A 25,504-nucleotide genomic window follows, 5' to 3' on the forward strand; every position below is an offset into this window, starting at 1 on the left:
CCCGGGGAACCCGGCTCTTGTGGCCGCCACCCCCAACCGCCACAGGGCCCGCCCCCCACGGTTCCCCCCGGCCCCCGAACTCCCCGCCCCGGTGCGAATTCCCCCGTTCACGCCGGGGCGGGGTCTTGCCGTTTTCCAGGATTTCAGCCGGGTCTCATCCGCGAACCCCTTTGTTCCGGCAGTGAACAATGGGTACCGTCTGCATGTCCCCGTCGCCCACCAGACGGTCGGTCGGTGGCCGGCGACCCCGGGACGGTTAGGCTCTAGTCGCAAGGCGCAGCCGCACGGCCGCCGCCCCGCACTTCCAGCGTCACATCCAAGAAGGAGATGCTCGTGCCGTCCATCGACGTCGTCGTAGCCCGGGAAATCCTGGACTCCCGAGGCAACCCCACGGTCGAGGTCGAGGTCGGCCTCGACGACGGCAGCACCGGTCGTGCCGCCGTTCCGTCCGGCGCCTCCACCGGCGCCTTCGAGGCCATCGAGCTGCGCGACGGTGACCCCAACCGCTACCTGGGCAAGGGTGTCGAGAAGGCCGTCCTCGCCGTCATCGAGCAGATCGGCCCGGAGCTGGTCGGCTACGACGCGACCGAGCAGCGCCTGATCGACCAGGCCATGTTCGACCTGGACGCCACCGACAACAAGGGCTCGCTGGGCGCCAACGCCATCCTCGGCGTCTCCCTGGCGGTCGCGCACGCCGCCTCCGAGGCGTCCGACCTGCCGCTCTTCCGCTACCTGGGCGGCCCCAACGCGCACCTGCTGCCGGTGCCGATGATGAACATCCTGAACGGCGGCTCGCACGCCGACTCCAACGTGGACATCCAGGAGTTCATGATCGCCCCGATCGGCGCGGAGTCCTTCTCCGAGGCGCTGCGCTGGGGTGCCGAGGTCTACCACACCCTCAAGAAGGTCCTGAAGAGCAAGGGCCTGGCCACCGGTCTCGGCGACGAGGGCGGCTTCGCCCCGAACCTCGGCTCCAACCGTGAGGCCCTGGACCTGATCCTCGAAGCCATCAAGGAAGCCGGCTACGCGCCCGGCGAGCAGATCGCCCTCGCCCTCGACGTCGCCGCCTCCGAGTTCTACAAGGACGGCAAGTACCTCTTCGAGGGCAAGGAGCGCTCCGCCGCCGAGATGACGGAGTACTACGAGGAGCTGGTGGCGGCCTACCCGCTGGTCTCCATCGAGGACCCGCTGTTCGAGGACGACTGGGCCGGCTGGAAGGTCATCACCGACCGGCTCGGCGACAAGGTCCAGCTGGTCGGCGACGACCTGTTCGTCACCAACCCCGAGCGCCTGGCCCGCGGCATCGAGGAGGGCTCCGCCAACGCCCTGCTGGTCAAGGTCAACCAGATCGGCTCGCTGACCGAGACCCTGGACGCCGTCGAGCTGGCCCAGCGCAACGGCTTCAAGTGCATGATGTCCCACCGCTCCGGCGAGACCGAGGACGTCACCATCGCCGACCTGGCCGTCGCCACCAACTGCGGCCAGATCAAGACCGGTGCCCCGGCCCGCTCCGAGCGCGTCGCCAAGTACAACCAGCTGCTGCGCATCGAGGAGATCCTCGACGACGCCGCGGTGTACGCCGGCCGCAGCGCCTTCCCGCGGTTCCGCTCCGCGAACCAGTAGGCGCGAGCACGGCGAGGGCTGACCCACCCCGGGTCACCTCTTGGCCAGTCGTACGTACGTCCCCGTACCCGGTCCCGTACCGTGTCCGGGGACGTACGCACGTGTGCGACCGCCTGAAGAGGGCGTGAAAGGGGAGGCGGAGAGCCGACATGGCCGCAAGGGACCGGGACCGTTTCTCCACCGCGACCAGGCTGCGGCTGCTCGGCGAGCAGACGGCGGCCCGGGTCTACCGCTCGCAGACCAAGCGGCAGGCGCGCCGCTCCCGGCTGACCGGCCGCGCCGCGCTGCTCGCGCTGGTGCTGTGCTCGATGGTGGTCGCGCTCGCCTACCCGATGCGTCAGTACGTCTCCCAGCGCGCCCAGATCTCCGACCTCCAGCGGCAGCAGTCCGAGGCCAGCGAGCGCGTCGAACAGTTGCGCGACCTCAAGGCGCGCTGGCAGGACGACGCCTACGCAGAGCAGCAGATCCGCAGGCGTCTGCACTATGTGATGCCCGGCGAGACCGGGTACGTGGTCGTCGACCCGGGCGCCGTCCGGCAGTCCCGCACCGACACCGGGGCCGCCCACCGGCCCTGGTACACGAACATCTGGGACGGGGTCGACAAGTCCGACGCCTCCGACCAGTGACCGGCCCCGGCCGGTGACCCACAGAAAGCCACTCTGAGAGCAGTCATGGAAACCCCTCCGCCGCCCACTCCGCGCACCGAGCCCACCGACGCGGACGTCGAGGCATTCAAGCAGCAGCTCGGCCGCCCCCCGCGGGGCCTGCGCGCCATCGCGCACCGCTGCCCGTGCGGTCAGCCGGACGTCGTGGAGACGGCGCCGCGCCTGCCCGACGGCACCCCCTTCCCGACGCTGTACTACCTGACGTGTCCCAAGGCCGCCTCGGCGATCGGCACGCTGGAGGCGGGCGGCGTCATGAAGGAGATGACCGAGCGCCTGCGGAGCGACCCGGAGCTGGCCGCCGCCTACCGGGCCGCGCACGAGGACTACATCAGGCGCCGGGACGAGATCGAGGTCCTCCAGGGCTTCCCGAGCGCGGGCGGCATGCCGGACCGGGTGAAGTGCCTGCACGTCCTGGTCGGCCACTCGCTGGCCGCGGGCCCCGGCGTCAACCCGCTCGGCGACGAGGCGATCGCGATGCTGCCCGAGTGGTGGCGCAAGGGCGCGTGCGTGACGCTCGCGCAGGAGCCCGAGGGGGAGGCGCAGTGACCCGGGTCGCCGCGATCGACTGCGGTACGAACTCCATCCGGCTGCTGGTCGCGGACGCGGACCCGGCGACCGGCGAACTGGTCGACCTGGACCGCCGCATGACGATCGTGCGGCTCGGCCAGGGCGTCGACCGTACCGGCCGGCTGGCCCCCGAGGCGCTGGAGCGCACCTTCGCCGCGTGCCGCGAATACGCCGCGATCATCAAGGAGCACGGCGCCGAGCGGCTGCGCTTCGTCGCCACCTCCGCCTCCCGGGACGCCGAGAACCGCGACGACTTCGTGCGCGGTGTGCTGGACATCCTCGGCGTGGAGCCGGAGGTCATCACCGGCGACCAGGAGGCCGAGTTCTCCTTCACCGGTGCGACCAGGGAGCTCACCGGCCGCACGGATCTCGCCAGGCCCTATCTGGTGGTGGACATCGGGGGCGGCTCCACCGAGTTCGTCGTCGGCGACGACCACGTGCGCGCCGCGCGCTCCGTGGACATCGGCTGCGTGCGGATGACCGAACGGCATCTGGTGCACGGCGGCGAGGTGAGCGATCCGCCCACCGAGGAGCAGATCGCCGCGATCCGCGCCGACGTCGAGGCCGCGCTGGACCTGGCCGAGCAGACCGTCCCGCTGCGCGAGGCGCGCACCCTGGTCGGCCTCGCCGGCTCGGTCACCACGGTCTCCGCGATCGCCCAGGACCTGCCGGACTACGACTCCGCGCGCATCCACCACTCCCGTGTCTCGCGCGCCCGGGTCCGCGAGATCACCGAGCACCTGCTGCACTCCACCCACGCCGAACGCGCCACCATTCCCTCCATGCACCCGGGCCGGGTCGACGTCATCGGGGCGGGCTCCCTGGTGCTCCTCGCGATCATGGACCGCATCGGCGCCGAGGAGGTCGTCGTCAGCGAGCACGACATCCTCGACGGCATCGCCTGGTCGGTGGCGTAGCTCTCTTTTGTTACCCATCGGTAGCATCCGGCTGAGCAGGTCGGATAACGTTTGAGCGTCTTCGAGGGGCCCCCAGGGGCCCCTCGTCCGCACCCCGGCGGAAACCTTCGTGAAGTTCTTCACAAGGAAATGGGTCATGACTGCTCCCTGGAGGGGGCCGGTTGGCCCTTCCGGGGGGTCAAAACCCGTTTGAACATGTTCAGATGAGGCGCGCAAAGATGGCCGGAAGGAGGGGTTCCACAGGTCGCCCCGGAGTCTCTACGATCGCCTCGAAGACTCGGACCAGCAGCTCACGCGGCCTTGACAACGGTACGAACCGCCTCGCGGTTCCTCCTCGGCGACATGATCTGTGTCACGCGGGCCGCGGAGTTTAGCACAGCCCCTCCACAACCTTGTGAAGGGGCGCACGAGCCACCCCCCTCCAGCGGGTGGATACTCGATGCCATGAGCACCACGGAGCGTCCCAGGATCCTCGTAGTAGGCGGTGGGTACGTAGGCCTGTACGCAGCTCGGCGCATTCTCAAGAAGATGCGCTACGGCGAGGCGACCGTCACGGTCGTCGACCCCCGGTCGTACATGACCTACCAGCCCTTCCTCCCCGAAGCCGCCGCCGGCAGCATCTCCCCTCGCCACGTCGTCGTCCCGCTGCGACGCGTGCTGCCGAAGGCGGAGATCCTCACCGGTCGGGTCACCACCATCGACCAGGACCGCAAGGTCGCCACGATCGCCCCCCTCGTGGGCGAGGCGTACGAGCTGCCGTTCGACTACCTGGTCATCGCCATGGGCGCGGTCTCCCGCACCTTCCCGATCCCCGGCCTCGCCGAGCAGGGCATCGGCATGAAGGGCATCGAGGAGTCCATCGGCCTGCGCAACCACGTCCTGGAGCAGCTGGACAAGGCTGACTCCACGACCGACGAAGAGATCCGCCGCAAGGCGCTCACCTTCGTCTTCATCGGCGGTGGCTTCGCGGGTGCGGAGACCATCGGCGAGGTCGAGGACATGGCCCGCGACGCCGCCAAGTACTACAAGAACGTCTCCCGCGAGGACATGCGGTTCGTCCTCGTGGACGCCGCGGACAAGATCCTTCCCGAGGTCGGCCCGAAGCTCGGCCAGTACGGCAAGGAGCACCTGGAGAGCCGGGGCGTGGAGATCTACCTCTCCACCTCCATGGACTCCTGCGTCGACGGCCACGTGGTCCTCAAGAACGGCCTCGAGGTCGACTCCAACACGATCGTCTGGACCGCCGGCGTCAAGCCGAACCCGGCCCTGAGCCGCTTCGGTCTGCCCCTCGGCCCGCGCGGCCACGTCGACTGCGAGCCCACGCTCCAGGTCAAGGGCACCGACTACATCTGGGCCGCGGGCGACAACGCCCAGGTCCCGGACCTCGTCGGCCGCAAGGCGGGCAACGAGAACGCCTGGTGCCCGCCGAACGCCCAGCACGCGCTGCGCCAGGCCAAGGTCCTCGGCGACAACGTGGTCTCCGGCATGCGGGGCTTCCCGCAGAAGGAGTACGAGCACGCCAACAAGGGTGCGGTCGCCGGTCTCGGCCTGCACAAGGGCGTGGCGATGATCGTCATGGGCAAGACCAAGATCAAGCTCAAGGGCCGTCTCGCCTGGTACATGCACCGCGGGTACCACGGTCTGGCGATGCCGACCTGGAACCGCAAGATCCGTATCTTCGCCGACTGGACGCTGGGCATGTTCCTCAAGCGCGAGGTCGTGTCCCTGGGCGCCATGGAGAACCCCCGCGAGGAGTTCTACGAGGCCGCCAAGCCGGCGCCGGTCGCCGCCGCGAAGACCGAGGCCAAGGCTTCCTGACGCCCGGTCACCGAACGACCCGAAGGACCTCCCGCCATCCGTGGTGCGGGAGGTCCTTCGGCGTTCCCGGCCCGCCCTCGCCGTTCCGGGCCCGTCCAGGTGGTCTGTGCGACTGTTTTGCCCAGCCGTAACTCCTTCGCGGGACTGTGCCGGACGCTCCATGGTGTTTACGTGGTATCCGGCATCCGGGATCTCGTCTTGGAGGTGTGCGTCATGACCGACGCCGCGTCGCGGCTGAGCAATCTTGCCGAGCAGATGCTGGGGGCCCCGCTCCCGCTACGACTGCGGGCCTGGGACGGATCACAGGCCGGACCTCCCGGCGCTCCCACGCTCGTCGTGCGCAACCGGCGCGCTCTGCGCCGGATTCTCTTCAAACCCGGGGAGTTGGGCCTGGCCCGCGCCTGGGTCTCCGGCGACCTGGCCATCGAGGGCGACCTGTACGCGGCGCTGGACGCCGTGTCGGGACTGATCTGGGAGCGCGACGACGGCGGCCGCACGCTCGTCCAGGCGCTGCGCGACCCGGCCGTACGGGCCGCGGGCCGCGAGCTGCTGAAGCTCGCCGGGCCGCCCGTCCCGCCCGCGCCGCCGCAGGAGGAGGTCCGCCGGCACCGTCATCTGCACACCCGGCACAGCGACAGACGGGCCATCAGCCACCACTACGACGTGGGCAACGACTTCTACGAGCTCGTCCTCGGCCCCTCGATGGTGTACTCCTGCGCCTACTGGGAGTCCTTCGGCGAGGACGCCACCCTGGAGGCCGCCCAGCGCGACAAGCTCGAACTGGTCTGCCGCAAGCTCGGCCTCAGGGAGGGCCTGCGGCTGCTGGACGTCGGCTGCGGCTGGGGCTCCATGGCCCTGCACGCGGCCCGTGAACACGGCGTGAGCGTCGTCGGCGTCACCGTCTCCCAGGAACAGGCCGGCTACGCCCGCAAGCGGATCGCGGACGAGGGTCTGACCGACAAGGTGGAGATCAGGGTCCAGGACTACCGGGACGTCTCCGACGGCCCCTTCGACGCCATCTCCTCCATCGGCATGGCCGAGCACGTGGGCGCCGAACGCTATCTGGAGTACGCGCGGCAGCTGTACGGCCTGCTGAAGCCCGGCGGGCGGCTGCTGAACCACCAGATCGCCCGCCGCCCGCAGACCGACGAATCGGCGTACAGCGTCGACGCGTTCATCGACGCCTACGTCTTCCCGGACGGCGAACTCGCCCCCATCGGCACCACCGTCACCCAGCTGGAGCACGCCGGGTTCGAGGTGCGCGACGTGGAGGCGCTGCGCGAGCACTACGCCCGCACCCTGCGCGAGTGGGTGGCCAACCTGGAGGCCGGCTGGGAGCGCGCGGTCCGGTTCACCAGCCCCGGCAGGGCGCGCGTGTGGCAGCTGTACATGGCCGCCTCCGCGCTCGCCTTCGAGCACAACCGCATCGGTGTCAACCAGGTCCTCGCGGTCCGCACCCCGCCCTCGGGCGCCTCCGTACTGCCGCCGCGCACCCGCACCTGGCAGGTCTGATCCGGCCGGTACGCCGAAGGGCCCCGCTCCGGTGCCGGAGCGGGGCCCTTCTCGGTGCCGGACGAGCGTGGCGCCGTACGGGTGCCGTACGGGCCCGGTGTCGTACGGCCGTTCGCTACTCGGCCTTGATGGCCGTCAGCATGTTCAGCCGGGCCGCGCGGCGGGCCGGCCACATGGCGGCGAGGATGCCGACCACGCCCGCCAGCAGCAGGAAGAGCGCCAGCCGGCCCCAGGGCAGGACCAGTTCGTACGTGGGCATCGTGGTGCCGAGCAGCTCACCGGCCGCCCAGCCGAAGAACACGCCGAGACCGATGCCGAGCACGCCGCCGAAGAGCGAGATCACCAGGGACTCCAGGCGGACCATCCGCTTGACCGACCGGCGGTCCAGGCCGATCGCGCGGAGCATGCCGATCTCCTGGGAGCGCTCGAACACGGACATCGCCAGGGTGTTGATGACGCCGAGGACCGCGACGATCACCGCCATGCCGAGCAGTCCGTAGACCATGTTCAGCATCATCGTGAACATCTGCGCGATGTCATCGGAGATGTCCTTCTTGTCCTGGATCTTGATCGCCGGGTTGGAGCCCAGGGCGCTCGCCAGCCGGTCCTTGGTGGCGGTCGAGGCGCCGTCGACCGTCTTGACCATGACCTGCATGTCGGCGGGCCGGCGCAGGTGCGGGGTGAGCACCTTGTCGTCGAGCATGATGCCGCGGATCATGTCGTTGCCGTCGTAGATCCCGGCGACCGTCAGGGTCTGCGCCTTGCCGTCCTCGAAGTGGGCGGTGAAGTGCGAGCCGGGCGTCCAGCCGTACTCCTTGGCCCGGTCCTTGTCCACGACGACGTCGTTGCCGCCGACCGTGAAACGGCCCCGGTCGACCTTCAGGTCCGTCAGCTCGGCGATGGACGCGCCGTCGACGCCGGTCACGAACTCGGTCTTGCCGTCGATGCGGGACTCGGCGTTGCGCAGCGGGCTGCTCGCGCTCACTCCGTCGGTGGCGGCGATCTTCCGCGCCACGTCCGGGGAGAGCGGGGAGTGGTTCGCCATGGAGACCACGTAGTCGGCGCGGATCGCGGAGGCGGCCATCTTGTCGATGGACGACTGGAGGCTGCCCGCCATCACCGTCATGCCGGTGATCAGGGTCAGGCCGATCATCAGCGCGGAGGCGGTGGCGGCCGTACGGCGCGGGTTGCGCACCGAGTTCTGGCGGGCCAGCTTGCCCGAGACACCGAACGCGCGCAGCAGCGGGGCGGCGGCCGCGATCAGCGGGCGGGACAGCAGCGGGGTCAGCACGAACACGCCGATGATGAGCAGGACGGCGCCGAGGCCCATCGGGGCCTCGCCGGAGGAGGCGTCCATCGACGTGGCGGCGACGGTCACCGCGGCACCGGCCGCCGTGAACAGCGCGCCGATGGTGTTGCGCAGCACCAGCGACTTGGTGGTCGCCTGGGCGTGCACGCTGTTCATCGCCGCCACCGGCGGGATCCTGGCGGCCCGGCGGCCGGGCAGCCAGGCGGCGAGCATGGTGATGAGGATGCCGACCGCGAGGGCGGCCGCCACGGTCCCCGGGCTGATCACGAGCGGTCCGTCGGGCATGCTCGCGCCGAAGGAGCCCACCAGGGCGCGCAGGCCCGCGCCGATGCCGATGCCTGCGGCCAGACCGGCCACACCGGCGACCGCGCCGACCACGAAGGCCTCGATCAGCACCGAGCGGGTGACCTGCCGGCGGGAGGCGCCGACCGCCCGCATCAGGGCCAGCTCCTTGGTGCGCTGGGCGACCAGCATGGTGAAGGTGTTGGCGATGATGAACGTGCCGACGAACAGGGCGATCCCGGCGAAGACCAGCAGGCCCTGCTTCATGCTGCTCATCGAGTCGGCGATCGCCTTCGCCTGGTCGGCGGCGAGCTTCTGGCCGGTGGTGGTCTTCACCTTCTGCGTGGGCAGCGCCTTGTCGAGCGCGTCCTTGAGCGCGGCCTGGCCGGTGCCGGGCTTCGCCTTGACGTCGATCTCGTCGTAGGTGCCCTTCTTGTCGAACAGCTTCTGCGCGGTCGGCGTGTCGAACAGGGCGAGGCTGCCGCCCGCGGTCACGTTGCCGTCGTCGGTGGTGAAGACGCCCGCGACGGTCGGGGTGAGCACGGGGCCGTCGACCGAGAGCCGTACGGTGTCGCCGACCTTGTAGCCGGCCCGCTGGGCTGTCTTGGCGTCGAGCAGCACCTCGTTCGCGCCGTGCGGCGCGTGGCCGCTGGTCAGCGGGTACCGGGCGTCCTTGGTGCCCCAGTAGTTGCCGCCGCGGGACTGCCAGTTGCCGCCGACGAGTTTGCCGTGCTTGTCCGCGACGGCCGTGAAGCCGCCCACGACCCCGGTGGCGGAGGCGGCGCCGGGCACCCCGGCGGCCTTGTCGAGCATGTCCTGGGTCAGGTCCGGCAGCTTGCCGACCTTGTCGCCCGCGGAGTCCTGGTACTTCGGTACGACGGCGACGTCGACCTGGTCGAAGCCCTTGGCGGAGCTGTTCTGGAAGGCGTCGGAGATGGTGTTGGTGAAGACGAGCGTCCCGGAGACGAAGGCCACGCCGAGCATCACGGCGAGCACCGTCATCAGCAGCCGGGCCTTGTGCGCGAGGACGTTGCGCAGGGCGGTGCGGAACATCAGCTGGTCCGGCCCTTCGCGTCGAACTGCTTCATGGTGTCGAGCACCGAGTCGGCGGTCGGGCCGTACAGCTCGTCCACGATCCGGCCGTCGGCCAGGAAGACCACGCGGTCCGCGTAGGCGGCGGCCACCGGGTCGTGGGTCACCATGACCACCGTCTGGCCCAGCTCGCGCACGGAGTTGCGCAGGAAGCCGAGGACCTCGGCGCCGGAACGCGAGTCGAGGTTCCCGGTCGGTTCGTCACCGAAGATGATCTCCGGCTTGGAGGCCAGGGCGCGGGCGACGGCGACGCGCTGCTGCTGGCCGCCGGACAGCTGGGACGGCCGGTGGCTCAGCCGCCCGGACAGGCCCACCATCGAGATGACCTGGTCCAGCCATGCCTTGTCGGGCTTGCGCCCGGCTATGTCCATCGGGAGGGTGATGTTCTCCAGCGCGGTCAGGGTCGGCAGCAGGTTGAAGGCCTGGAAGATGAAGCCGATCTTGTCCCGGCGCAACTTGGTGAGCTGCTTGTCCTTCAGCGAGCCCAGCTCGGTGTCGCCGATGCGCACGGAGCCGGACGAGAAGGTGTCGAGGCCGGCCACGCAGTGCATCAGGGTGGACTTGCCGGAACCCGAGGGGCCCATGATCGCGGTGAACTCGGCCTGCCGGAAGTCGACGGAGACCTGGTCCAGGGCGACCACCCGGGTCTCACCCTGCCCGTAGATCTTCGACAGCTCCGTGGCGCGGGCGGCCACGGCGGTGGCCGTGCCTGCGGCGGTGGGTGTGGTGGTCACGGGACGGTGCTCCTCGGGGCGACGGGTCGTGGGGACCCCTCCATCCTCCCGGCGCCGGACGCCCGGGGAGTCAGCCGCTGTTCCGGTTCCCGGGGGCGACTCGGGGCGGACCAGGGAGGTGCCGCCTCATACCTGGGGAGGACCCCGGACCCCGAGGCCGGGAGGGGCCCGGCGCCAAGAACGGGGGGAGCGCCCTTCTTCGGACGGTGAAATTCCGTCATTTCACATACAGGTGCACGTGTGTCACGTCACGCTACTGGCAAGTGCGGATGGCGAGTTCCATGGTCTGATGCACCCTCAGACGTCAATAAAATAAGACAACATCGGTCCGACGTTCCGCTGTTCGGGGGATGCGTCCCGATAGGCTCGGACCCTCGAAGCGGAGCCCATGGCCTGCCCGGATGGTGGAATGCAGACACGGCGAGCTTAAACCTCGCTGCCCCTTCGCGGGCGTGCCGGTTCAAGTCCGGCTCCGGGCACCACCACTCCACCCGTTCGGCCAGGTAGCAGGTTCGTCATAGAAGACGATCATCCATGGCCGGGACGGCCTCCTCCGCGTAGCGTGTGAGTCAACACGGCAGGGGAAAGATCCTCCTCAGGTAGCACGATCGATCTTTTGCCAATCCATTACGCTTGAGCCAAGGCTGCGCGAGGCAGCCATGGAGGAGTGAGATGAGGAGCAGCAACCCGGTCTTCTCGCGACGGGGCTTCAGCCGCGACAACGGCTACGCCGGCTTCAACACCGCACCGCAGGCCGGGTACGCAGGCGGCAACCCGTACGCGCAGAACCCGTACGCGCAAGGTGGCCAGAACCCGTACGCGCCGAGCGGCCACGGACAGCCGGGCGTCCAGTACGGCGCCCCGCCGCAGGCCCCGGCCGCCACCGGCCGGATGACCATGGACGACGTCGTCGTCCGCTCGGCCCTGACGCTCGGTACGGTCGCGTTGGGCGCCGTCCTGGCCTGGGCCCTGCTGCCGGTCTCGCCCACGAGTTACGGACTGGCCGTCGGCTCCGCGCTGATCGCGTTCGTCCTCGCGATGGTCCAGAACTTCAAGCGCACCCCGGTGCCCGCGCTGATCCTCGGATACGCGGCCTTCGAGGGCGTCTTCCTCGGTGTCATCAGCGAGATGTACAACAGCCGCTGGCAGGGCGCCCCCTTCCAGGCGGTGCTCGGCACCATGGCCGTCACCGGCGCCACCCTCCTGGTCTACAAGGCGGGCTGGGTCCGCGTCACCGCGCGCTACGCCCGCATCGGCCTCGCCATCGCGATGGCCTTCATGGCCGTCATGGTGGTCAATCTGCTGCTGGTCGTCTTCGGTGTCGCCGAGGACGGCGGCCTGCGCAGCTTCGGCCCGCTCGGCGCGGTCGTCGGCATCATCGCGATCCTGCTCGGCGCGTTCTTCCTGACCCTCGACTTCAAGCAGATCGAGGACGGCATCGCGTACGGCGCGCCGCGGGGCGAGTCCTGGCTCGCCGCGTTCGGCCTCACCGTCACCCTGGTGTGGATCTACCTGGAGATGCTGCGGCTGGTGGCGATCTTCACCAACAACGACTAGCGCGCGTACGGCACGCAGTTCGGCCAAGGGCCCCGGGCTTCCCGTCCGGGGCCCTTCGCCGTCCGGGGGCGGGTGTCTCAGAGCAGCTTGCGGGCCGCCCTGCGCAGGTCGTACTCGTGCACGATGGCCTTGGCGTGGCCGTACGCCAGGTCGTACTCGTGCCTCAGCCAGCTGACCTTCTCCTCGAAGCGGAACAGGGCGGGGCCTTCTTCGACGGTGCGCAGCCAGTCGGAGACCTCACGACCGGTGCAGTGCGGGATGCGGGCGAGCATGTTGCGATGGGTCTCCTCGGAGAAGACTTGGGACATCGGCACCTCCGGGCGCAAAGGGGATGTGAGCCGGTCCTTCACGTCACCGTGCCCGAGGGTTCGCCTCTTGGCAACAGTGCGGCGCGTTACGCTCGGCGCGTGGTTGATACGACGCCCCTGACCCAAGCAGTGGATCACTTCGCCGACCGGCTGCGTGCCGCGCCGCAGAGCAGGCTCCAGCGCAGCGCTGCCGGGGAGGCACTGGCGCTGGCCCGGGAGTTGTCCCGGCGGGCGCAGGCGGTGGAGGAGCCGGGCGCCGAGCCGCGGGAGATGCCGGACGCGGGGATGTTCGCGGTGGCGGACCAGATCCTGGTGGCCGCGCACGACTTGGCGCTGGTGCTGAGGAGCGACGACGAGGTCGGCGAGGCGGTGCGGCTGGTCGAGGAGGCGCGGGCGCGGGCGGGGGTCTGAGCGCGCCGCCGGGTCCGGAGCTGGGCCGGGGCTGGGGCGCCGTGCGCCGGCGCCGTTCGGCTACAGGGACGCGATGACGCGGTCCGCCAGGATGTAGAGCATGTCCTCGCCGCACGCGAAGGTGAGCGTGTAGGCGCCGGAGACGCCCGAACCGCCCAGCAGATAGGGGGCGTCGCCCGCCTCCACGGCCCGCGCGAGGCGCTCGGCCGTCTCCCGGTGCCCCGGGGTCATGCACAGCGTGGTGCCGTCGGCGAAGACGTAGACGTCGAGGGTGCCCAGCGGGCCGGGGCGCACATCGGACAGTTCCACGCGCTCGTCGGCCAGGTGCTCCAGCGTGGTGGCCGTGCGCTCGTGGTCGCCCGCGGCCGACTGGGCCGGGACGAAGTCCGGGTGGGAGGGGTGCCGGCGGCGGGCCGCGGCCAGCTCCGGGGACTCACCGGCGAACTCGTCGGCGTCGGCGGCGGACTCCGTCACCGGCTCCAGGCCCGCGAAGTCGGACTGCCGCGGCAGGAAGGGCTCGTGGTCGGGCAGGCCGAGCGCCGAGGGCCCGTCGGAGGCGTCCCGGGCCTCCTGTGCGGCCCAGAAGGCACGCGCCTCGGCGAGTTCCCGCTCCCGCTCCTCGGCGAGCGCCTCGGCCACGGCCGCGCGTATCCGCTCGGTGTCGGCGTGGGTACGGGCATGCGGCAGCAGCGCGTGCGTCGCGGCGGACTGGTTCTCCGCGAGCTGCGCCTGAAGCTCCGTGAGCTGACGGCGCAGCTTCAGCACGGTGCGCAGGACGGCGACGCCCACGGCGCCGGTGGCGGCCGTGGTGAGCAGCAGGGCGATCGGCATGGCGCTCACTGACGTACTCCCTGGTTCAAAAGTCGACCCCCCGACTTCCTACATCAGCTTGAAGGGCGGACTACCCAGCTGTCAGTGCGTAACGTCACGAAACGGACAGTTCTTTGGTTCGGCGGTCATCTCCGGGAGTGTGCCGTCCGGGGCTGACCTGCGCTGATGTCCGGGGCGGGGAGATAGGTCACATCCTGGGGGAGATTGGATCACAGAAAGGCCCAGAACCCGGCGGTTTTGCGGGTTCTGGGCCGATCCGTGACGTCAAGTGCCCGGACTGCTACGGAGGGTGTCCCGGCCGCCGCGGGCGGGTCGTGTCAGCTGAGGCGTTCGATGACCATCGCCATGCCCTGGCCGCCGCCGACGCACATCGTCTCCAGGCCGAACTGCTTGTCGTGCCACTGGAGGGAGTTGATCAGCGTGCCGGTGATCCGGGCGCCGGTCATGCCGAAGGGGTGGCCGACGGCGATCGCGCCGCCGTTGACGTTCACCTTGTCGAGGTCGAAGCCGAGCTCGCGGTAGGAGGGGATCACCTGCGCGGCGAAGGCCTCGTTGATCTCGACCAGGTCGATGTCGTCCGAGGTCAGACCGGCTCGGCGCAGTGCCTGCCTGCTGGCCTCGACCGGGCCGAGGCCCATGATCTCCGGGGAGAGGGCGGAGACGCCGGTGGACACGATGCGGGCGAGCGGGGTCAGACCCAGCTCGCGGGCCTTGGTGTCGCTCATGATGACGAGGGCGGCGGCGCCGTCGTTGAGCGGGCAGCAGTTGCCGGCGGTGACCAGGCCGTCGGGGCGGAAGACCGGCTTCAGGCCGGAGACGCCCTCCATGGTGACCCCGGCGCGCGGGCCGTCGTCCTTGCTGACGACGGTGCCGTCGGGCAGCGTGACCGGGGTGATCTCGCGCTCCCAGAAGCCGGCCGCGATGGCCTTCTCGGCGAGGTTCTGCGAGCGGACGCCGAACTCGTCCATCTCCTGGCGGGTGATGCCCTTCCAGCGGGCCAGGTTCTCGGCGGTCTGGCCCATCGCGATGTACGCGTCCGGGATCAGCCCGTCCTCGCGCGGGTCGTGCCAGGTGGTGCCCTCCTGCTGCGCGACGGCCGCCGTGCGGGCCTCGGCCTCGGCGAACAGCGGGTTGCGGGTGTCCGGGAAGCTGTCGGAGCTGCCCTTGGCGAAGCGGGAGACGGTCTCGACGCCGGCCGAGATGAAGACGTCGCCCTCACCGGCCTTGATGGCGTGCAGGGCCATGCGGGAGGTCTGGAGCGAGGAGGAGCAGTAGCGGGTGATGGTGCAGCCGGGCAGGTGGTCCATGCCCATCTGCACGGCGACGATCCGGCCGAGGTTGTTGCCCTGCTCGCCGCCGGGCAGACCGCAGCCGAGCATCAGGTCGTCGATGTCCGTCGGGTCCAGCTCGGGGACCTTGGCGAGCGCGGCCTGGATGATCGTGGCGGTGAGGTCGTCGGCGCGCAGATCCTTGAGCGACCCCTTGCCGGCGCGGCCGATGGGGGAGCGGGCGGTCGAGACGATCACGGCTTCGGGCATCGGGGCTCCAGGTGAACGGGGTTTTGTGCAGGGCCGGTCTGGAAGCTACCCGCCCGTAGTTGACAGGTCATCGGTGTGGGGGTGTGACGCTGGCCGCAGTTTCTAAGCGCTTGCTTTGGCTGATGGGTGTCATCGGCGGGCCGGGCGGGCGCCGTCAGGGCGACGGCGCCGCCGCCTCGGGCTCCGGGACACGGCGGCGGTGGCGCCGCTTGAGCAGCGCCCAGGGGCCGCGCGGCCCCGTCGGCATCGCGGCCGTGACCTCCGTGCCGGCCTCCGCCGCCGCCTCGGCCGCCGCCCGCGCCACCGGCAGGAAGCCCTCGCGCCGGGTCAGGTCCGGCCGGTCCTCCTCCGCCGGCCACAGGCCCAGCGCCGCGCACACCGTGGGCAGCACGGCCATCGCCGCCGTCGCGTAGCCCTCGGCCGAGGGGTGGTAGTTGTCCGGACCGAACAGTTCCCGGGGGTTGGCGGCGAACTCCGGGCCCAGCAGATCGCCCAGCGAGACCGTGCGCCCGCCCTGCTCCACCGCCCCGATCGTCTGCGCCGCCGCCAGCTGCCGTGACGCCCGCCGGGCCAGCCAGCGCAGCGGCTGCTGCACCGGCTCGATCGTGCCGAGATCGGGACAGGTGCCGACCACCACCTCCGCACCGGCCGTGCGCAGCCTGCGTACCGCCGCCGACAGGTGCCGCACCGAACGCGTCGGCGGCATCCGGTGCGTCACGTCGTTCGCGCCGATCATGATCACGCAGATGTCCGGCGCGGGCAGTCCGGCCGACAGCACCAGCGCGACCTGGCGGTCCAGATCGTCGGACTGCGCCCCGGTCAGCGCCACGTTCCGCAGCTCCACCGGGCGTTCCGCGACCGCCGCGAGCCCGGAGGCCAGAAGGGCGCCCGGGGTCTGCCCCGACCGGTGCACCCCCTGCCCCGCGGCCGTGGAGTCACCGAGCATCACCAGGCGCAGGGGCGGCTCACCGGGCACGTCGTACACCCGGCCGTACACTCCCTCCGCGCCCGGCACCCGCTCACCGGTGCCGTTGCCCACATGGCGCCGGGCCAGCCGTACCTCCGCGAGCAGCAACCCGACCGCGGCCGCTCCGACCAGCCCGGCCCCGCCCCCGCCGTAGGCCGCCCCGGCCGCGATCCGCCGGGCCACCCGTGCCCTCGACATGTTCGTCATGCGTCGCCGCCACCTCCTCATAGCCGTACACCCACTCCTTGCCCCGTACAGGGCGTGCGCCAATCTCGACGGGGAGTGAACGACCGCCCGAGCGGTGCCGGGGGCCGTAGGCTGACGGCACCACTACGACCACTTTTTTTGCAGCGACCGGAGACAACGGTGCGATTCCACGACTCGATGATCAGCCTCGTCGGCGACACCCCGCTGGTGAAGCTCAACAACGTGACCAAGGGCATCCAGGCGACCGTCCTGGCGAAGGTGGAGTACTTCAACCCGGGCGGTTCCGTGAAGGACCGCATCGCCCTGCGCATGATCGAGGCCGCCGAGGAGAGCGGGGAGCTGAAGCCCGGCGGCACCATCGTGGAGCCCACCAGCGGAAACACCGGTGTGGGTCTGGCGATCGTGGCCCAGCAGAAGGGCTACAAGTGCATCTTCGTGTGCCCTGACAAGGTGAGCACCGACAAGATCAACGTGCTGCGTGCCTACGGCGCCGAGGTCGTCGTCTGCCCGACCGCCGTGGACCCCGAGCACCCGGACTCGTACTACAACGTCTCCGACCGCCTGGTGCGCGAGACCCCGGGCGCCTGGAAGCCCGACCAGTACTCCAACCCGAACAACCCGCTGTCGCACTACCACTCCACCGGTCCGGAGCTGTGGGACCAGACCGAGGGGAAGATCACCCACTTCGTGGCGGGCGTCGGCACCGGCGGCACCATCTCCGGCACCGGCCGCTATCTGAAGGACGCCAGCCAGGGCAAGGTCCAGGTCGTCGGCGCCGACCCCGAGGGCTCCGTCTACTCGGGCGGCTCCGGGCGGCCGTACCTGATCGAGGGCGTCGGCGAGGACTTCTGGCCGACCGCCTACGACCGCACCGTCGCCGACGAGATCGTGGCCGTCTCCGACAAGGACGCCTTCCAGATGACCCGCCGCCTCGCCAAGGAGGAGGGCCTGTTGGTGGGCGGCTCCTGCGGCATGGCCGTGGTCGCCGCGCTGCGCGTCGCCGAGCGGCTCGGCCCGGACGACGTCGTCGTGGTGCTCCTCCCGGACAGCGGCCGTGGCTACCTCTCGAAGATCTTCAACGACGAGTGGATGGCCGACTACGGCTTCCTGGAGGACGAGGGCCCGAGCGCCCGCGTCGCCGACGTCCTGAACGACAAGGCGGGCGCCACCATCCCCTCCCTCGTGCACATGCACCCGGAGGAGACCGTCGGCCAGGCCATCGAGGTGCTGCGCGAGTACGGCGTCTCGCAGATGCCCGTCGTCAAGCCGGGCGCCGGCCACCCGGACGTGATGGCCGCCGAGGTCGTCGGCTCCGTCGTGGAGCGCGAGCTGCTCGACGCCCTGTTCTCCAAGCGCGCCTCCCTGGAGGACCCGCTGGAGAAGCACATGTGCGCCCCGCTGCCCCAGGTCGGCTCCGGTGAGCCGGTCGGCGACCTGATGCAGGTGCTGGGCACGGCGGACGCGGCGATCGTCCTGGTCGAGGGCAAGCCCACCGGTGTCATCAGCCGCCAGGACCTGCTGGCCTTCCTGGCCAAGGGCGGCAACAAGTAGCCCATCGGCACGGGCCCCTTCCCGCCCGGGAAGGGGCCCGTTCTGGTGCCCGGTGCGTTCAGACGGTCTGGTGAGAGGCGAACTGGACGAACGCGGACCAGGAGTCGGTGCGGAAGGTGAGGGTGCCGGCGTCGCGGTCCTTGGTGTCGCGTACGGGGATGGTGCCGGGGACGTTGACGGCGACTTCCACGCAGTCGCCGCCGTTGCTGCTGTGGGAGGAGGTGAACCAGCGGGGGGAGTCGGTCGTCACGGGGTGCCCTTCTGAGAGGCGAACTGGACGAAGGCGGACCAGGAGTCGGTGCGGAAGGTGAGGGTGCCGGCGTCGCGGTCCTTGGTGTCGCGGACGGGGATGGTGCCGGGGACGTTGGCGGCGACTTCCACGCAGGCGCCGCCGTTGTTGCTGTAGGAGGACGTGAACCAGCGGGGAGAGTCGGTCGTCACGGGGTGCCCTTCTGAGAGGCGAACTGGACGAAGGCGGACCAGGAGTCGGTGCGGAAGGTGAGGGTGCCGGCGTCGCGGTCCTTGGTGTCGCGGACGGGGATGGTGCCGGGGACGTTGGTGGCGACTTCCACGCAGTTGCCGCCGTTGTTGCTGTAGGAGGAGGTGAACCAGCGGGGGAAGTCGGTCGTCACGGGGTGCCCTTTCGTACCTCGTCGATCATGGCCACCGATGCCGCCTGGGGCAGAGCTTCGGCCTGCAACTGATGGTAGGCCGACAACAGGGGCAGTACGGCTGCCGTATCGCGTTCCACATGCCCTCGCAACTGGGATTCCGCGTACGCGACGACGGACAGGTCTGACATCGTCAGTAGGTTCATGGGAAGGTCGAACGTGCGGCGCTCCCCTATGCCGTACGGGGCGATTTGGAGCACGGTGTTCGGTAGTTCGGCGAACTGTGCCAACCGGTCGAGCTGAGCGTTCGTGACCTTGGAGCCGCCGACCGGTCTGCGAACGCAGCTCTCGTCCATCACCACGAGGATCATGGGCGGGCGGGGCCGCTCCAGGGCGGCTTGCCGCTCCGCCAGGAACGCGACGCGTTCATCCGCCTGTTCGGGTGTGATGGTGCCTCGCCGCACCGCGCTGTTCGCCAGCACCCTTGCGTACTCCGGTGTCTGGAGCAGTCCGGGGACGATTCCGATCTCGTACAGCCGGATCTCCGCGGCCCTCCCCTCGTACTTGATGTACTCCGGGAAGCCTTCCAGCAGGTTGCCGTGCTTGATCTCGCGGTATTCGCGCTCGAACGACTCCGCTGTGTCGGAGACACCGAATGCCCTGTCAGCACTACGCGAAAAGCGAAGGGTTGGAGGCTTCCGACCAGTTTCGATGGCCGAGATATGCACGCTGGAATATTCCGTGAGGATGGCGAGGTCCTCCTGGGTCCAGCCGCGAGCCTCGCGCTTGCTGCGCATACGCGCCCCGAAGGCCGCCTGGGGCGAGGCGTCGGGGTTCAACTCCTTGCGGTTCAAGGGTCGTACGACGTCCTTCCGTTCCAGTCTGACCAGTTGAAGGGGTTTCCACTGTAGGTCACTCTGAAGTCGCACGGTAGCGATTCCGCTACACAGAGGAGTGGTTGAGAAAGGCTGGGCGATGCACCCCCACACCGGCATGGCCGTCGAGGTCGCGGAGATCACCAACTCGCTCGCGGCGGTCCTGAACGAGGCCGCCATCAAACTCCCCCAGTTCCACGCCAGGTTGGCCCCGAACGAGTGCCGGGACTTCGTCGTCCGGCTGGGTGACTGCAATGGGCGGCAGGGGCGGGCCCTCCTCGGTCTGCTGCTGGACGGGTTGATCCTGCGCCAGAGGCATGCCGATGAGTCCCGGGCGAGCGCTCCGGTGAGACCCCTGACGCCCGAGGGGAAGCCGGACGACACGCTGGCCAGGCTGAAGTGCGCCTTCAGCGACGCGGGTTGGCTGGTCGACCTGGACGTCATCCAGACCGCCTGGGGGCCGCGCCTCGCCTTCCGCGACGGCCTGGGGCTCGACCACGCGGACGAGCTGATTCTGACGGTCCAGGCCGGCGTCAGGGCCAGGGTGATCAAGGTTTGACGATGACTCTCGCCGTGTACCGGGTGGACCGCCGGGGGAACCGGCACGTGGTGCGGAAAGAGCACGAGGTGACTCCCCTCAAGTGGCCGGAATTCTCCAGCGCTTGGCCTCCGTGCCGATGTCCGAGGCACCGTCACGGCAACCGCCCATGAGGCCCCGGCCCTTGACGCGAGGCTTCTGCCTCCTGTGCCGCCACACCAAGTACGTCTTCTGGATCGGTCCGGTCGAGCACGACGGACAGCGCGCGCCGGCCTATGCCTGCGAGGACTGCTGTGCGTTCGTACGGACCTACATCCACCGCTGCAACCAGCAGTGGGACCAGCGTCCCGCCACATGACCGCCCCTCATCGCAATCCCGCGCCCGGGAGCCCACGAATGTTCCGATGCAAGGCCATGACCGGCTTGGACGACGCCGTCCGAGCCCTCGCGAAGCAGATCCCGTCCCCGCGTGCGGACATCGACTGGGCGCCGTCCCCGTCGCTCCGGTGCATGCTCGAAGACGTGCCGCACGACCACCACATGGCGTTCCTCCGCACCGGTGCGAGCGCGGCTCCGGACTCCGACGTCTTCGTGTGCTGGCGCGACGGGGCGTCCGCGCAGTGGATCGAGGACATCGAGTGCTGCATGAACAGGCCGAACCCCCTGGCCACGGGCTGCACCCTCTTCAAGGGGCACCCCGGACGCTGCGAGTGGCAGTACGCCGACCCCGAGGACGGTTTCGGCGGGGAGCCGGATCTGGTGGGTGACGGCCCGGTTCTTCGTCCACGGGCCCGTGACCTCGGCGAACTCGGGGTGACCACGGCCGTTCGAAACGCCGTGCAAGTGGTACGAGGGTGTCACGTGGACGCAGCACCCCCTTAACACGCGTCCAGCAGATTAGGGGTTGTCGGCGTCACGGACCTCCGGAGCGGCTCCCGGACCTCCATGGACGCCAAGGACGCGCGGCCCGGCCCTGACCCGGCCCGCGTCCCCCGCGGGGACCGCCGTCGTCCCGCCCCCCGGCAACGGGGGTGCGGCGGTCCCCGCGCAAATCCTTTTCCGCGTGCGGCGGGCCGGAGTCATTCGTCCCCGCCGGACGACCGGCGGCGCCCCGACAGCAGCTCGGGGTGCTGGCGTATCGCCTGGGCCGCGTTGACCCCGACGATCCCGATCCAGGCGACCACCATTCCGGCGAATCCCGTGAGGGCGCCGGCGATCGCCGACAGCGGGATGGCGAGGACCAGAGTGAGCAGGGCGAATCCGTACCGCTCGCCCCAGGAGTCCACCGGGTTCCGGCGCACGGCGGTGCCGCGCGCCGCCGCCATCTGATGCTCGGCCAGCTGCCGCCGCACCCGCCGGTCCACCGCGCCGTCGAGCCGCTGCTCGACCTTCTCCAGGAAGGATTCGACCAGGGCGGAGTCGTAGTCGTCCCCCAGGTCCCGGCGGGCCCGGACGGTCGCGTCGAGGTCCTTCCGCAGCTCGGCGTCGCCCTTGAGTCCGACGTCCTGCGGGTCACGTGTGCTCATGCCCTCACCCTAGGAAACGCCGGACCCCCACCGCACTGGGGAAAGCCCCCCTTCTCCTGCTGGTGCGGGCCCCTCGGGGCAGCCCGCTCAGGGCAGCAGCGACACCAGCCCCGACCCGGCGTCCATCCGTGCGGCCACCACCTGGGCCGCCCCGAAGGCGGGGTCGGCCCGGATCGCGTCCCGTACCCAGGTGGTCTGGGCCCGCAGCGCGTGCTCCGCCCAGTCGCCGGGCCGGTTCCGGGTGCGGCGGGCGGCGGGGGCGATCTCCTCCACCAGCAGCTCCAGATGGCCCGGCACCGGCGCCCCGGTGCGCAGTCGCTCAAGCGTGGCGGCCACGGCGGCGCACCGCTCGTGTCCGAGGACCAGCACGAGCGGCGCGCCGAGTTCCTGCACGCCGTACTGCACGGACCCGAGCACGGCCTCGTCCAGGACCAGCCCGGCGGTGCGGACGCACAGCAGCTCCCCGAGCGGCTGGTCGAGGACCAATTCCGGCGGTACGGGCGCGTCCACACAGCCGATGACCACTGCGCACGGCCGCCGTCCGGTGGGACGGACGTACGGCTGCCGGGGGAGGCCACCGGTGCGGCGGGCGTTGCCGGCGAGGAGTTCGTCCAGGACGGCGGCCGCGGTGGGCCGTGGCTCGTCCGCGTCGGGTGGGGGGACGAGGGAGGGGAAGGCGGGACAGGGCGGACGGGGAGCGGGCGCGGTCGGCGTCCGTAGGGCCCGGTGGGGGGTGGCCATGACGCTTCCTCGGTGTTCGTGTCAGTGGTGTTCACCGTAGGCACGCGCGCCATCACTCTGGGTGGCGATTTAACGACACTTGGTCGTTTCCGCGCCGGATCATCGCCGCCGCGATACCGCCTCTTGGAAGCCGGTGCCGGACGCGGCGGGCAGCCGGGCCCACGTCCAGGGTGCTTTGAGGCGCCCAGGTGAAGGAATCAACCGGGCATCACGCTCCGATCAGTACTGGGTGCTGAGATCCGTGCCCTTTGGCGCCCGCCAGCAGCCGGAGACGATGTTGATCAGGATCTTCGGTTCCTTCTCGCGGCCGGCCGTCGGGCTCGACACCCAGAGTTCGGCGTCCACGGAGAAGGGCTCGGTCGTGGAGTCCGCCGTGAGTTCGAGGGTCTTGGCGCGGCTCTTGTTCGGGCCGTACCGCCAGATTTTCCACCCCTTCCCGGGAAGGGCGTCCCGCAGCCGCTGGAAGCCTGCCTTCAGCTCGTCCTCGGGCACGCCGTAGACCGACCACGGGTGCTCGGTCTTGTAGAGGTGATCGGGGTCCTCGTCGCAAGGGGCGATGCTCGGGCCCGGCTCGGTGACCTTGCCGGAGGGGATGTTGATCAAATCGTAGATCTGGCTGGATACGGCCTTCGCCTTCTCCCGGGCTTTGTCCACGTCGAGGACGGTGGGTTTCGAGTCGGTCATCTCGTGCGTCGGTGTGGCGTCTGTTCGGTGATCCATGGTGTTCGAGCAACCTGTTCCGGTGAGGGAGAGGACGGTGACGGCCAACGCGATGCCAAGCCGACTGCCCCGGGAGTGGCAACGGAAGGGGGGAATCAATTGTCCTCCCGGACCTTGTCGTAACGGCCGACCACCACCGCCGCCTGGTTCTTGAGGCTGTCCGATCCTTCATCCCAGTAACCGCTGTGGCCGCTGGTGTCCACGTGCATCCTGTGGGCACCGAAAGCCTCGTCGGACGGGACCGTCTGGATCGGCCCGGCGTCGTACGGAATCCCGTCCCAGGTCTGGACGCCCCACTTATAGCCGCCGAGATGGGCGATCTTGCCGCCCAGCGGGACCGCGTCGTCGCCTGCGGCCTCGGACCAGACGTGCTTCCTGCCGACGTCCAGATCACTTGCGTCGCCGACCAACATGCCGGGGCTGCCCGCCACGACGATGTCGTCCGCCGCGAAGTGCCCGGGGGCCTTGGACGCGGCGCCCACGGTGGTGGATCCGTAGCTGTGGCCGATGACGGTGGTGTGGCTGGCGTCCGGGCCGCCCTGGGCCGTCTGCAGACCGTCCAGGAAATTGTCGAGCCTGGGTGCACCCTCGTAGGCCCAGTGTTTCTCCATGGCCTCGGGGGCGATGCTCTGCGGGGCGTCGTATCCGATCCATGTGATCGTTGAGGTGGACTGGCCGACTGACATGCTGCTGGCTTCTTTCCACACCCGCATCATGCGTCCGATGTCCCCTCCGGCACCCGCGAGCTTCGACTTCGTCCCCGGCACATAGACCGCCGTGTTGTCCGCCGTGTCCGGGTCGCCGTTGGCCAGGACGACGTGTCCGTTGCCCTTGAGGTCGAAGCCCAGCAGGTAGGCCGGAGGCAGGCCGTCGACGCCGGTCTGGTCGAAGCGGGACTCGACGGCGGCCATGCCCTTGAGCTGGTTCTGGAACCGCGTGCCGCCCTTGGCGTTCCATATGTTCCACTCCGGGTTGCTGTGGGTCCTACCGCCCGCGTCGAGGATTGTCCTGGGCGGATCCGGCCCCAGCGCCGCGAGGTCGTGCTTGACCTGCGCCTGGGCCTCGTCCAGCACGATTCGATTGGCGGAGTCACGGACCACGCTGGGGAGTCCGTCGAGCGCGCCGATCTCGGCCGGGTAGAGCGTCGCGTACTCCTCGCGCTGCTCCTGCGCAAGGCCGTCCCACCACTTCCTGTTGTCAGCCGGGGACTTGCCGTGCGGGATGCCGCCCTTGTCGAGGTGGGGTCCGACCGCCTTCTGGACGTCGCCCATGTCACGGGCCTCGTCCACGAGCATGTCGTCGGTGACGGCCAGGCCGTCCGGCGCCTTCAGCTCGCGCAGGATCCTGGCGTACCGGTTGTCGATCTCGACGGCGCTGTTCACCGCCTGGGAGATGCGCTCGGCGATGTCCTCGGCCTTGCCCTTGTCGGGGTCGCCGTTCGCCTCGCCCGCCCCGGGCAGGTACGGGACCGGAGCGCCCGGCTTGGCGACTCCGCTGCCGAGGGAGGTGCCGGGGGCCATGGGAAGCTCGGTGCTTCTCGGGTACTCGACCGAGCCGTCCTCGTTGACCGTGAACTTGAGACCGGCGGCGTCGTCGAGCGCTTGCTTCAGCTTCTTCTGCGCGCCGGATAGCTCGGAGGCGAGAGCGCTCAGCGTCGTGCGGACGAGACCGCATTCGCCGTAGATGTACTGATAGTTCCGGCTCAGCCGCGTCAGATCCCGTTCGGCCGAGGTCTGTGCCTCACCCTTCTGCGTGGCACGGAGCGGGCCGGCCATCTCCTGTTCGGTCCGGATACGCGCGGCGTCGGCCCGGTTGCTGACCATGGTCCAGCCGTCTGCCGCGTTCTCGTACTCCGTCAGCTTCGCGTCGCGCAGTTGCCGCCATCTGGGCATGCTCGGCTCACCGCACCCAATCGGGCTTGTAGCCGCCCACGTGCACACCGTTGACCTTGGCGGCCACGGCGGGATCGATCTCGCCGAAGTCCCGGCCGGTCATGGCGAGCGCGCCGTGCAAGCGGTCACACTCGTCGCGCACCGAGGTCAGCCGCTTCTCCCAGGTGGGCAGGATCTCGTTCAGCGCGGCGGTACTCGTGAAGCCGTCGGTCCCGCCCTTCACACCCTCGTGGGCCGTCTTGAGCTCCGTCAGCCCCGCGCTCGTGACCGTCCGCAGGTCCTGAGCCACGCCGGAAGCCTTGGTCCACGGACCCTTCGACGCTTTCAGATCAGGAGCCGATCCGCCGGGGGTGCTGCTTGGCCCCCCGCCTCCCGGATCGACCAGATGGTCGATCTGCATCCGCTGGGCCGCACCTGCCTTGAGCTGCTCCCACTCGTCCCATGCCATCGGTGTGGCCCTCCCCCTCCTTGTGGCGGCGACGCGGTGTGTGCCGTGATGCGTTGCCGCGGTGCGTCAGCCTATGAATCCGGTCCCGGGAGCGCCTGAGTACGAGTACTGAGTGGCTGAGTACCTGTCCTCATCCATGGCGAACTTGGCCTGTTTCCCGCGTGCGACAGTTCCGGGGGGCCGGCAGTGGACGCGCCGCACCGCCTCATGGGCGAGTACGAGCAGGCGGCGCGACGGTGCGGCGGGCCGCTTCCGCGCTGTATA

At 70.1% G+C, this 25,504-nt stretch carries 27 protein-coding genes and 1 tRNA gene; 13 read left to right on the forward strand and 15 right to left on the reverse strand.

Annotated elements, in window-relative coordinates:
* Positions 1–327: 327 nt before the first annotated feature.
* From eno to VT52_RS31490, 6 genes are all read left to right on the forward strand, one after another.
* Positions 328–1,623 carry a phosphopyruvate hydratase gene (gene eno, locus VT52_RS31465; protein WP_046419843.1) on the forward strand — a complete coding sequence of 432 codons (1,296 nt, stop codon included), beginning with the start codon at positions 328–330 and terminating at the stop codon, positions 1,621–1,623.
* Between the two features lie 149 nt (positions 1,624–1,772).
* Positions 1,773–2,249 (forward strand): FtsB family cell division protein, encoded by a 477-nt coding sequence (locus tag VT52_RS31470; protein WP_046419841.1) that lies wholly within the window; start codon positions 1,773–1,775, stop codon positions 2,247–2,249.
* A gap of 45 nt (positions 2,250–2,294) precedes the next feature.
* On the forward strand, positions 2,295–2,834 hold the full coding sequence (locus VT52_RS31475) for a DUF501 domain-containing protein (protein ID WP_046419840.1): 540 nt from the start codon (positions 2,295–2,297) through the stop codon (positions 2,832–2,834).
* Positions 2,831–3,772: a Ppx/GppA phosphatase family protein gene (locus VT52_RS31480; protein ID WP_046419837.1), complete on the forward strand. Its 942-nt coding sequence runs from the start codon at positions 2,831–2,833 to the stop codon at positions 3,770–3,772. Before VT52_RS31475 ends, VT52_RS31480 begins: the two co-directional genes overlap by 4 nt.
* 444 nt (positions 3,773–4,216) lie before the next feature.
* Positions 4,217–5,590 carry an NAD(P)/FAD-dependent oxidoreductase gene (locus VT52_RS31485; protein ID WP_079175401.1) on the forward strand — a complete coding sequence of 458 codons (1,374 nt, stop codon included), beginning with the start codon at positions 4,217–4,219 and terminating at the stop codon, positions 5,588–5,590.
* A 213-nt stretch (positions 5,591–5,803) separates the two neighbouring features.
* Entirely contained in the window at positions 5,804–7,102 is a 1,299-nt protein-coding gene (locus VT52_RS31490) for a class I SAM-dependent methyltransferase (RefSeq protein ID WP_046419834.1), read from the forward strand.
* 115 nt (positions 7,103–7,217) lie between these two features.
* Here the strand turns inward: VT52_RS31490 and VT52_RS31495 are convergent, their stop codons facing one another.
* A complete protein-coding gene (locus VT52_RS31495; RefSeq protein ID WP_046419831.1) occupies positions 7,218–9,746 on the reverse strand; it encodes an ABC transporter permease in 2,529 nt (842 codons plus the stop codon).
* Entirely contained in the window at positions 9,746–10,519 is a 774-nt protein-coding gene (locus tag VT52_RS31500) for an ABC transporter ATP-binding protein (protein ID WP_046419830.1), read from the reverse strand. The genes VT52_RS31495 and VT52_RS31500 overlap by 1 nt, the downstream gene beginning before the upstream one ends.
* A 395-nt stretch (positions 10,520–10,914) precedes the next feature.
* Between VT52_RS31500 and VT52_RS31505 the strand changes: the two genes are divergently transcribed.
* A tRNA-Leu gene (locus VT52_RS31505) sits at positions 10,915–11,001 on the forward strand.
* Positions 11,002–11,191: 190 nt separating this feature from the next.
* On the forward strand, positions 11,192–12,076 hold the full coding sequence (locus tag VT52_RS31510) for a Bax inhibitor-1/YccA family protein (protein ID WP_046419829.1): 885 nt from the start codon (positions 11,192–11,194) through the stop codon (positions 12,074–12,076).
* Positions 12,077–12,153: 77 nt separating this feature from the next.
* Here VT52_RS31510 and VT52_RS31515 read toward each other — a convergent pair whose 3' ends face one another.
* Entirely contained in the window at positions 12,154–12,384 is a 231-nt protein-coding gene (locus VT52_RS31515; RefSeq protein ID WP_046419828.1) for a DUF4287 domain-containing protein, read from the reverse strand.
* Positions 12,385–12,483: 99 nt separating this feature from the next.
* Between VT52_RS31515 and VT52_RS31520 the strand changes: the two genes are divergently transcribed.
* Positions 12,484–12,795, forward strand: a complete 312-nt coding sequence (locus VT52_RS31520) for a hypothetical protein (protein WP_240509954.1) — start codon at positions 12,484–12,486, stop codon at positions 12,793–12,795.
* Positions 12,796–12,855: 60 nt separating this feature from the next.
* Here the strand turns inward: VT52_RS31520 and VT52_RS31525 are convergent, their stop codons facing one another.
* The 3 genes from VT52_RS31525 to VT52_RS31535 all read right to left on the reverse strand — a co-directional run bounded on the left by VT52_RS31525 (position 12,856) and on the right by VT52_RS31535 (position 16,338).
* Complete coding sequence (locus tag VT52_RS31525; protein WP_046419825.1) at positions 12,856–13,635, reverse strand: hypothetical protein; 780 nt, start codon at positions 13,633–13,635, stop codon at positions 12,856–12,858.
* Between the two features lie 308 nt (positions 13,636–13,943).
* On the reverse strand, positions 13,944–15,164 hold the full coding sequence (locus VT52_RS31530) for an acetyl-CoA C-acetyltransferase (RefSeq protein ID WP_046419824.1): 1,221 nt from the start codon (positions 15,162–15,164) through the stop codon (positions 13,944–13,946).
* A 154-nt stretch (positions 15,165–15,318) separates the two neighbouring features.
* Positions 15,319–16,338 (reverse strand): SGNH/GDSL hydrolase family protein, encoded by a 1,020-nt coding sequence (locus VT52_RS31535; RefSeq protein ID WP_206306659.1) that lies wholly within the window; start codon positions 16,336–16,338, stop codon positions 15,319–15,321.
* Between the two features lie 159 nt (positions 16,339–16,497).
* Here VT52_RS31535 and VT52_RS31540 point away from each other — a divergent pair, with 159 nt between their 5' ends.
* A complete protein-coding gene (locus VT52_RS31540) occupies positions 16,498–17,889 on the forward strand; it encodes a cystathionine beta-synthase (RefSeq protein WP_046419822.1) in 1,392 nt (463 codons plus the stop codon).
* Between the two features lie 58 nt (positions 17,890–17,947).
* Here VT52_RS31540 and VT52_RS31545 read toward each other — a convergent pair whose 3' ends face one another.
* From VT52_RS31545 to VT52_RS31560, 4 genes are read right to left on the reverse strand one after another with little or no spacing between them, the layout of a single operon-like run.
* Entirely contained in the window at positions 17,948–18,139 is a 192-nt protein-coding gene (locus VT52_RS31545; protein ID WP_046419820.1) for a DUF397 domain-containing protein, read from the reverse strand.
* Positions 18,136–18,330 carry a DUF397 domain-containing protein gene (locus tag VT52_RS31550; protein WP_046419818.1) on the reverse strand — a complete coding sequence of 65 codons (195 nt, stop codon included), beginning with the start codon at positions 18,328–18,330 and terminating at the stop codon, positions 18,136–18,138. Before VT52_RS31550 ends, VT52_RS31545 begins: the two co-directional genes overlap by 4 nt.
* On the reverse strand, positions 18,327–18,521 hold the full coding sequence (locus tag VT52_RS31555) for a DUF397 domain-containing protein (RefSeq protein WP_046419816.1): 195 nt from the start codon (positions 18,519–18,521) through the stop codon (positions 18,327–18,329). Before VT52_RS31555 ends, VT52_RS31550 begins: the two co-directional genes overlap by 4 nt.
* Positions 18,518–19,354, reverse strand: a complete 837-nt coding sequence (locus tag VT52_RS31560) for a helix-turn-helix domain-containing protein (RefSeq protein ID WP_046419814.1) — start codon at positions 19,352–19,354, stop codon at positions 18,518–18,520. The genes VT52_RS31555 and VT52_RS31560 overlap by 4 nt, the downstream gene beginning before the upstream one ends.
* A 121-nt stretch (positions 19,355–19,475) precedes the next feature.
* Between VT52_RS31560 and VT52_RS31565 the strand changes: the two genes are divergently transcribed.
* The 3 genes from VT52_RS31565 to VT52_RS31570 all read left to right on the forward strand — a co-directional run bounded on the left by VT52_RS31565 (position 19,476) and on the right by VT52_RS31570 (position 20,795).
* A complete protein-coding gene (locus VT52_RS31565; protein ID WP_046419813.1) occupies positions 19,476–19,934 on the forward strand; it encodes a hypothetical protein in 459 nt (152 codons plus the stop codon).
* A gap of 163 nt (positions 19,935–20,097) precedes the next feature.
* On the forward strand, positions 20,098–20,271 hold the full coding sequence (locus VT52_RS38270; protein ID WP_167377758.1) for a hypothetical protein: 174 nt from the start codon (positions 20,098–20,100) through the stop codon (positions 20,269–20,271).
* Between the two features lie 56 nt (positions 20,272–20,327).
* Positions 20,328–20,795, forward strand: coding sequence for a hypothetical protein (locus tag VT52_RS31570; protein WP_143070947.1), 468 nt, complete (start codon positions 20,328–20,330; stop codon positions 20,793–20,795).
* Between the two features lie 197 nt (positions 20,796–20,992).
* Here the strand turns inward: VT52_RS31570 and VT52_RS31575 are convergent, their stop codons facing one another.
* The 5 genes from VT52_RS31575 to VT52_RS31595 form a co-directional block, all read right to left on the reverse strand.
* Complete coding sequence (locus tag VT52_RS31575; RefSeq protein ID WP_046419808.1) at positions 20,993–21,439, reverse strand: hypothetical protein; 447 nt, start codon at positions 21,437–21,439, stop codon at positions 20,993–20,995.
* Positions 21,440–21,526: 87 nt separating this feature from the next.
* Positions 21,527–22,180 carry a carbonic anhydrase gene (locus tag VT52_RS31580; protein ID WP_079175402.1) on the reverse strand — a complete coding sequence of 218 codons (654 nt, stop codon included), beginning with the start codon at positions 22,178–22,180 and terminating at the stop codon, positions 21,527–21,529.
* Between the two features lie 219 nt (positions 22,181–22,399).
* Positions 22,400–22,864: a hypothetical protein gene (locus VT52_RS31585; RefSeq protein ID WP_046419806.1), complete on the reverse strand. Its 465-nt coding sequence runs from the start codon at positions 22,862–22,864 to the stop codon at positions 22,400–22,402.
* Between the two features lie 131 nt (positions 22,865–22,995).
* On the reverse strand, positions 22,996–24,792 hold the full coding sequence (locus VT52_RS31590) for an alpha/beta hydrolase (RefSeq protein ID WP_046419803.1): 1,797 nt from the start codon (positions 24,790–24,792) through the stop codon (positions 22,996–22,998).
* Positions 24,793–24,799: 7 nt separating this feature from the next.
* Positions 24,800–25,240: a hypothetical protein gene (locus VT52_RS31595; RefSeq protein ID WP_053055470.1), complete on the reverse strand. Its 441-nt coding sequence runs from the start codon at positions 25,238–25,240 to the stop codon at positions 24,800–24,802.
* Between the last annotated feature and the right edge of the window lie 264 nt (positions 25,241–25,504).

The sequence above is a fragment of the Streptomyces malaysiense genome (assembly GCF_000980885.2).
Taxonomy (GTDB): domain Bacteria; phylum Actinomycetota; class Actinomycetes; order Streptomycetales; family Streptomycetaceae; genus Streptomyces; species Streptomyces malaysiense.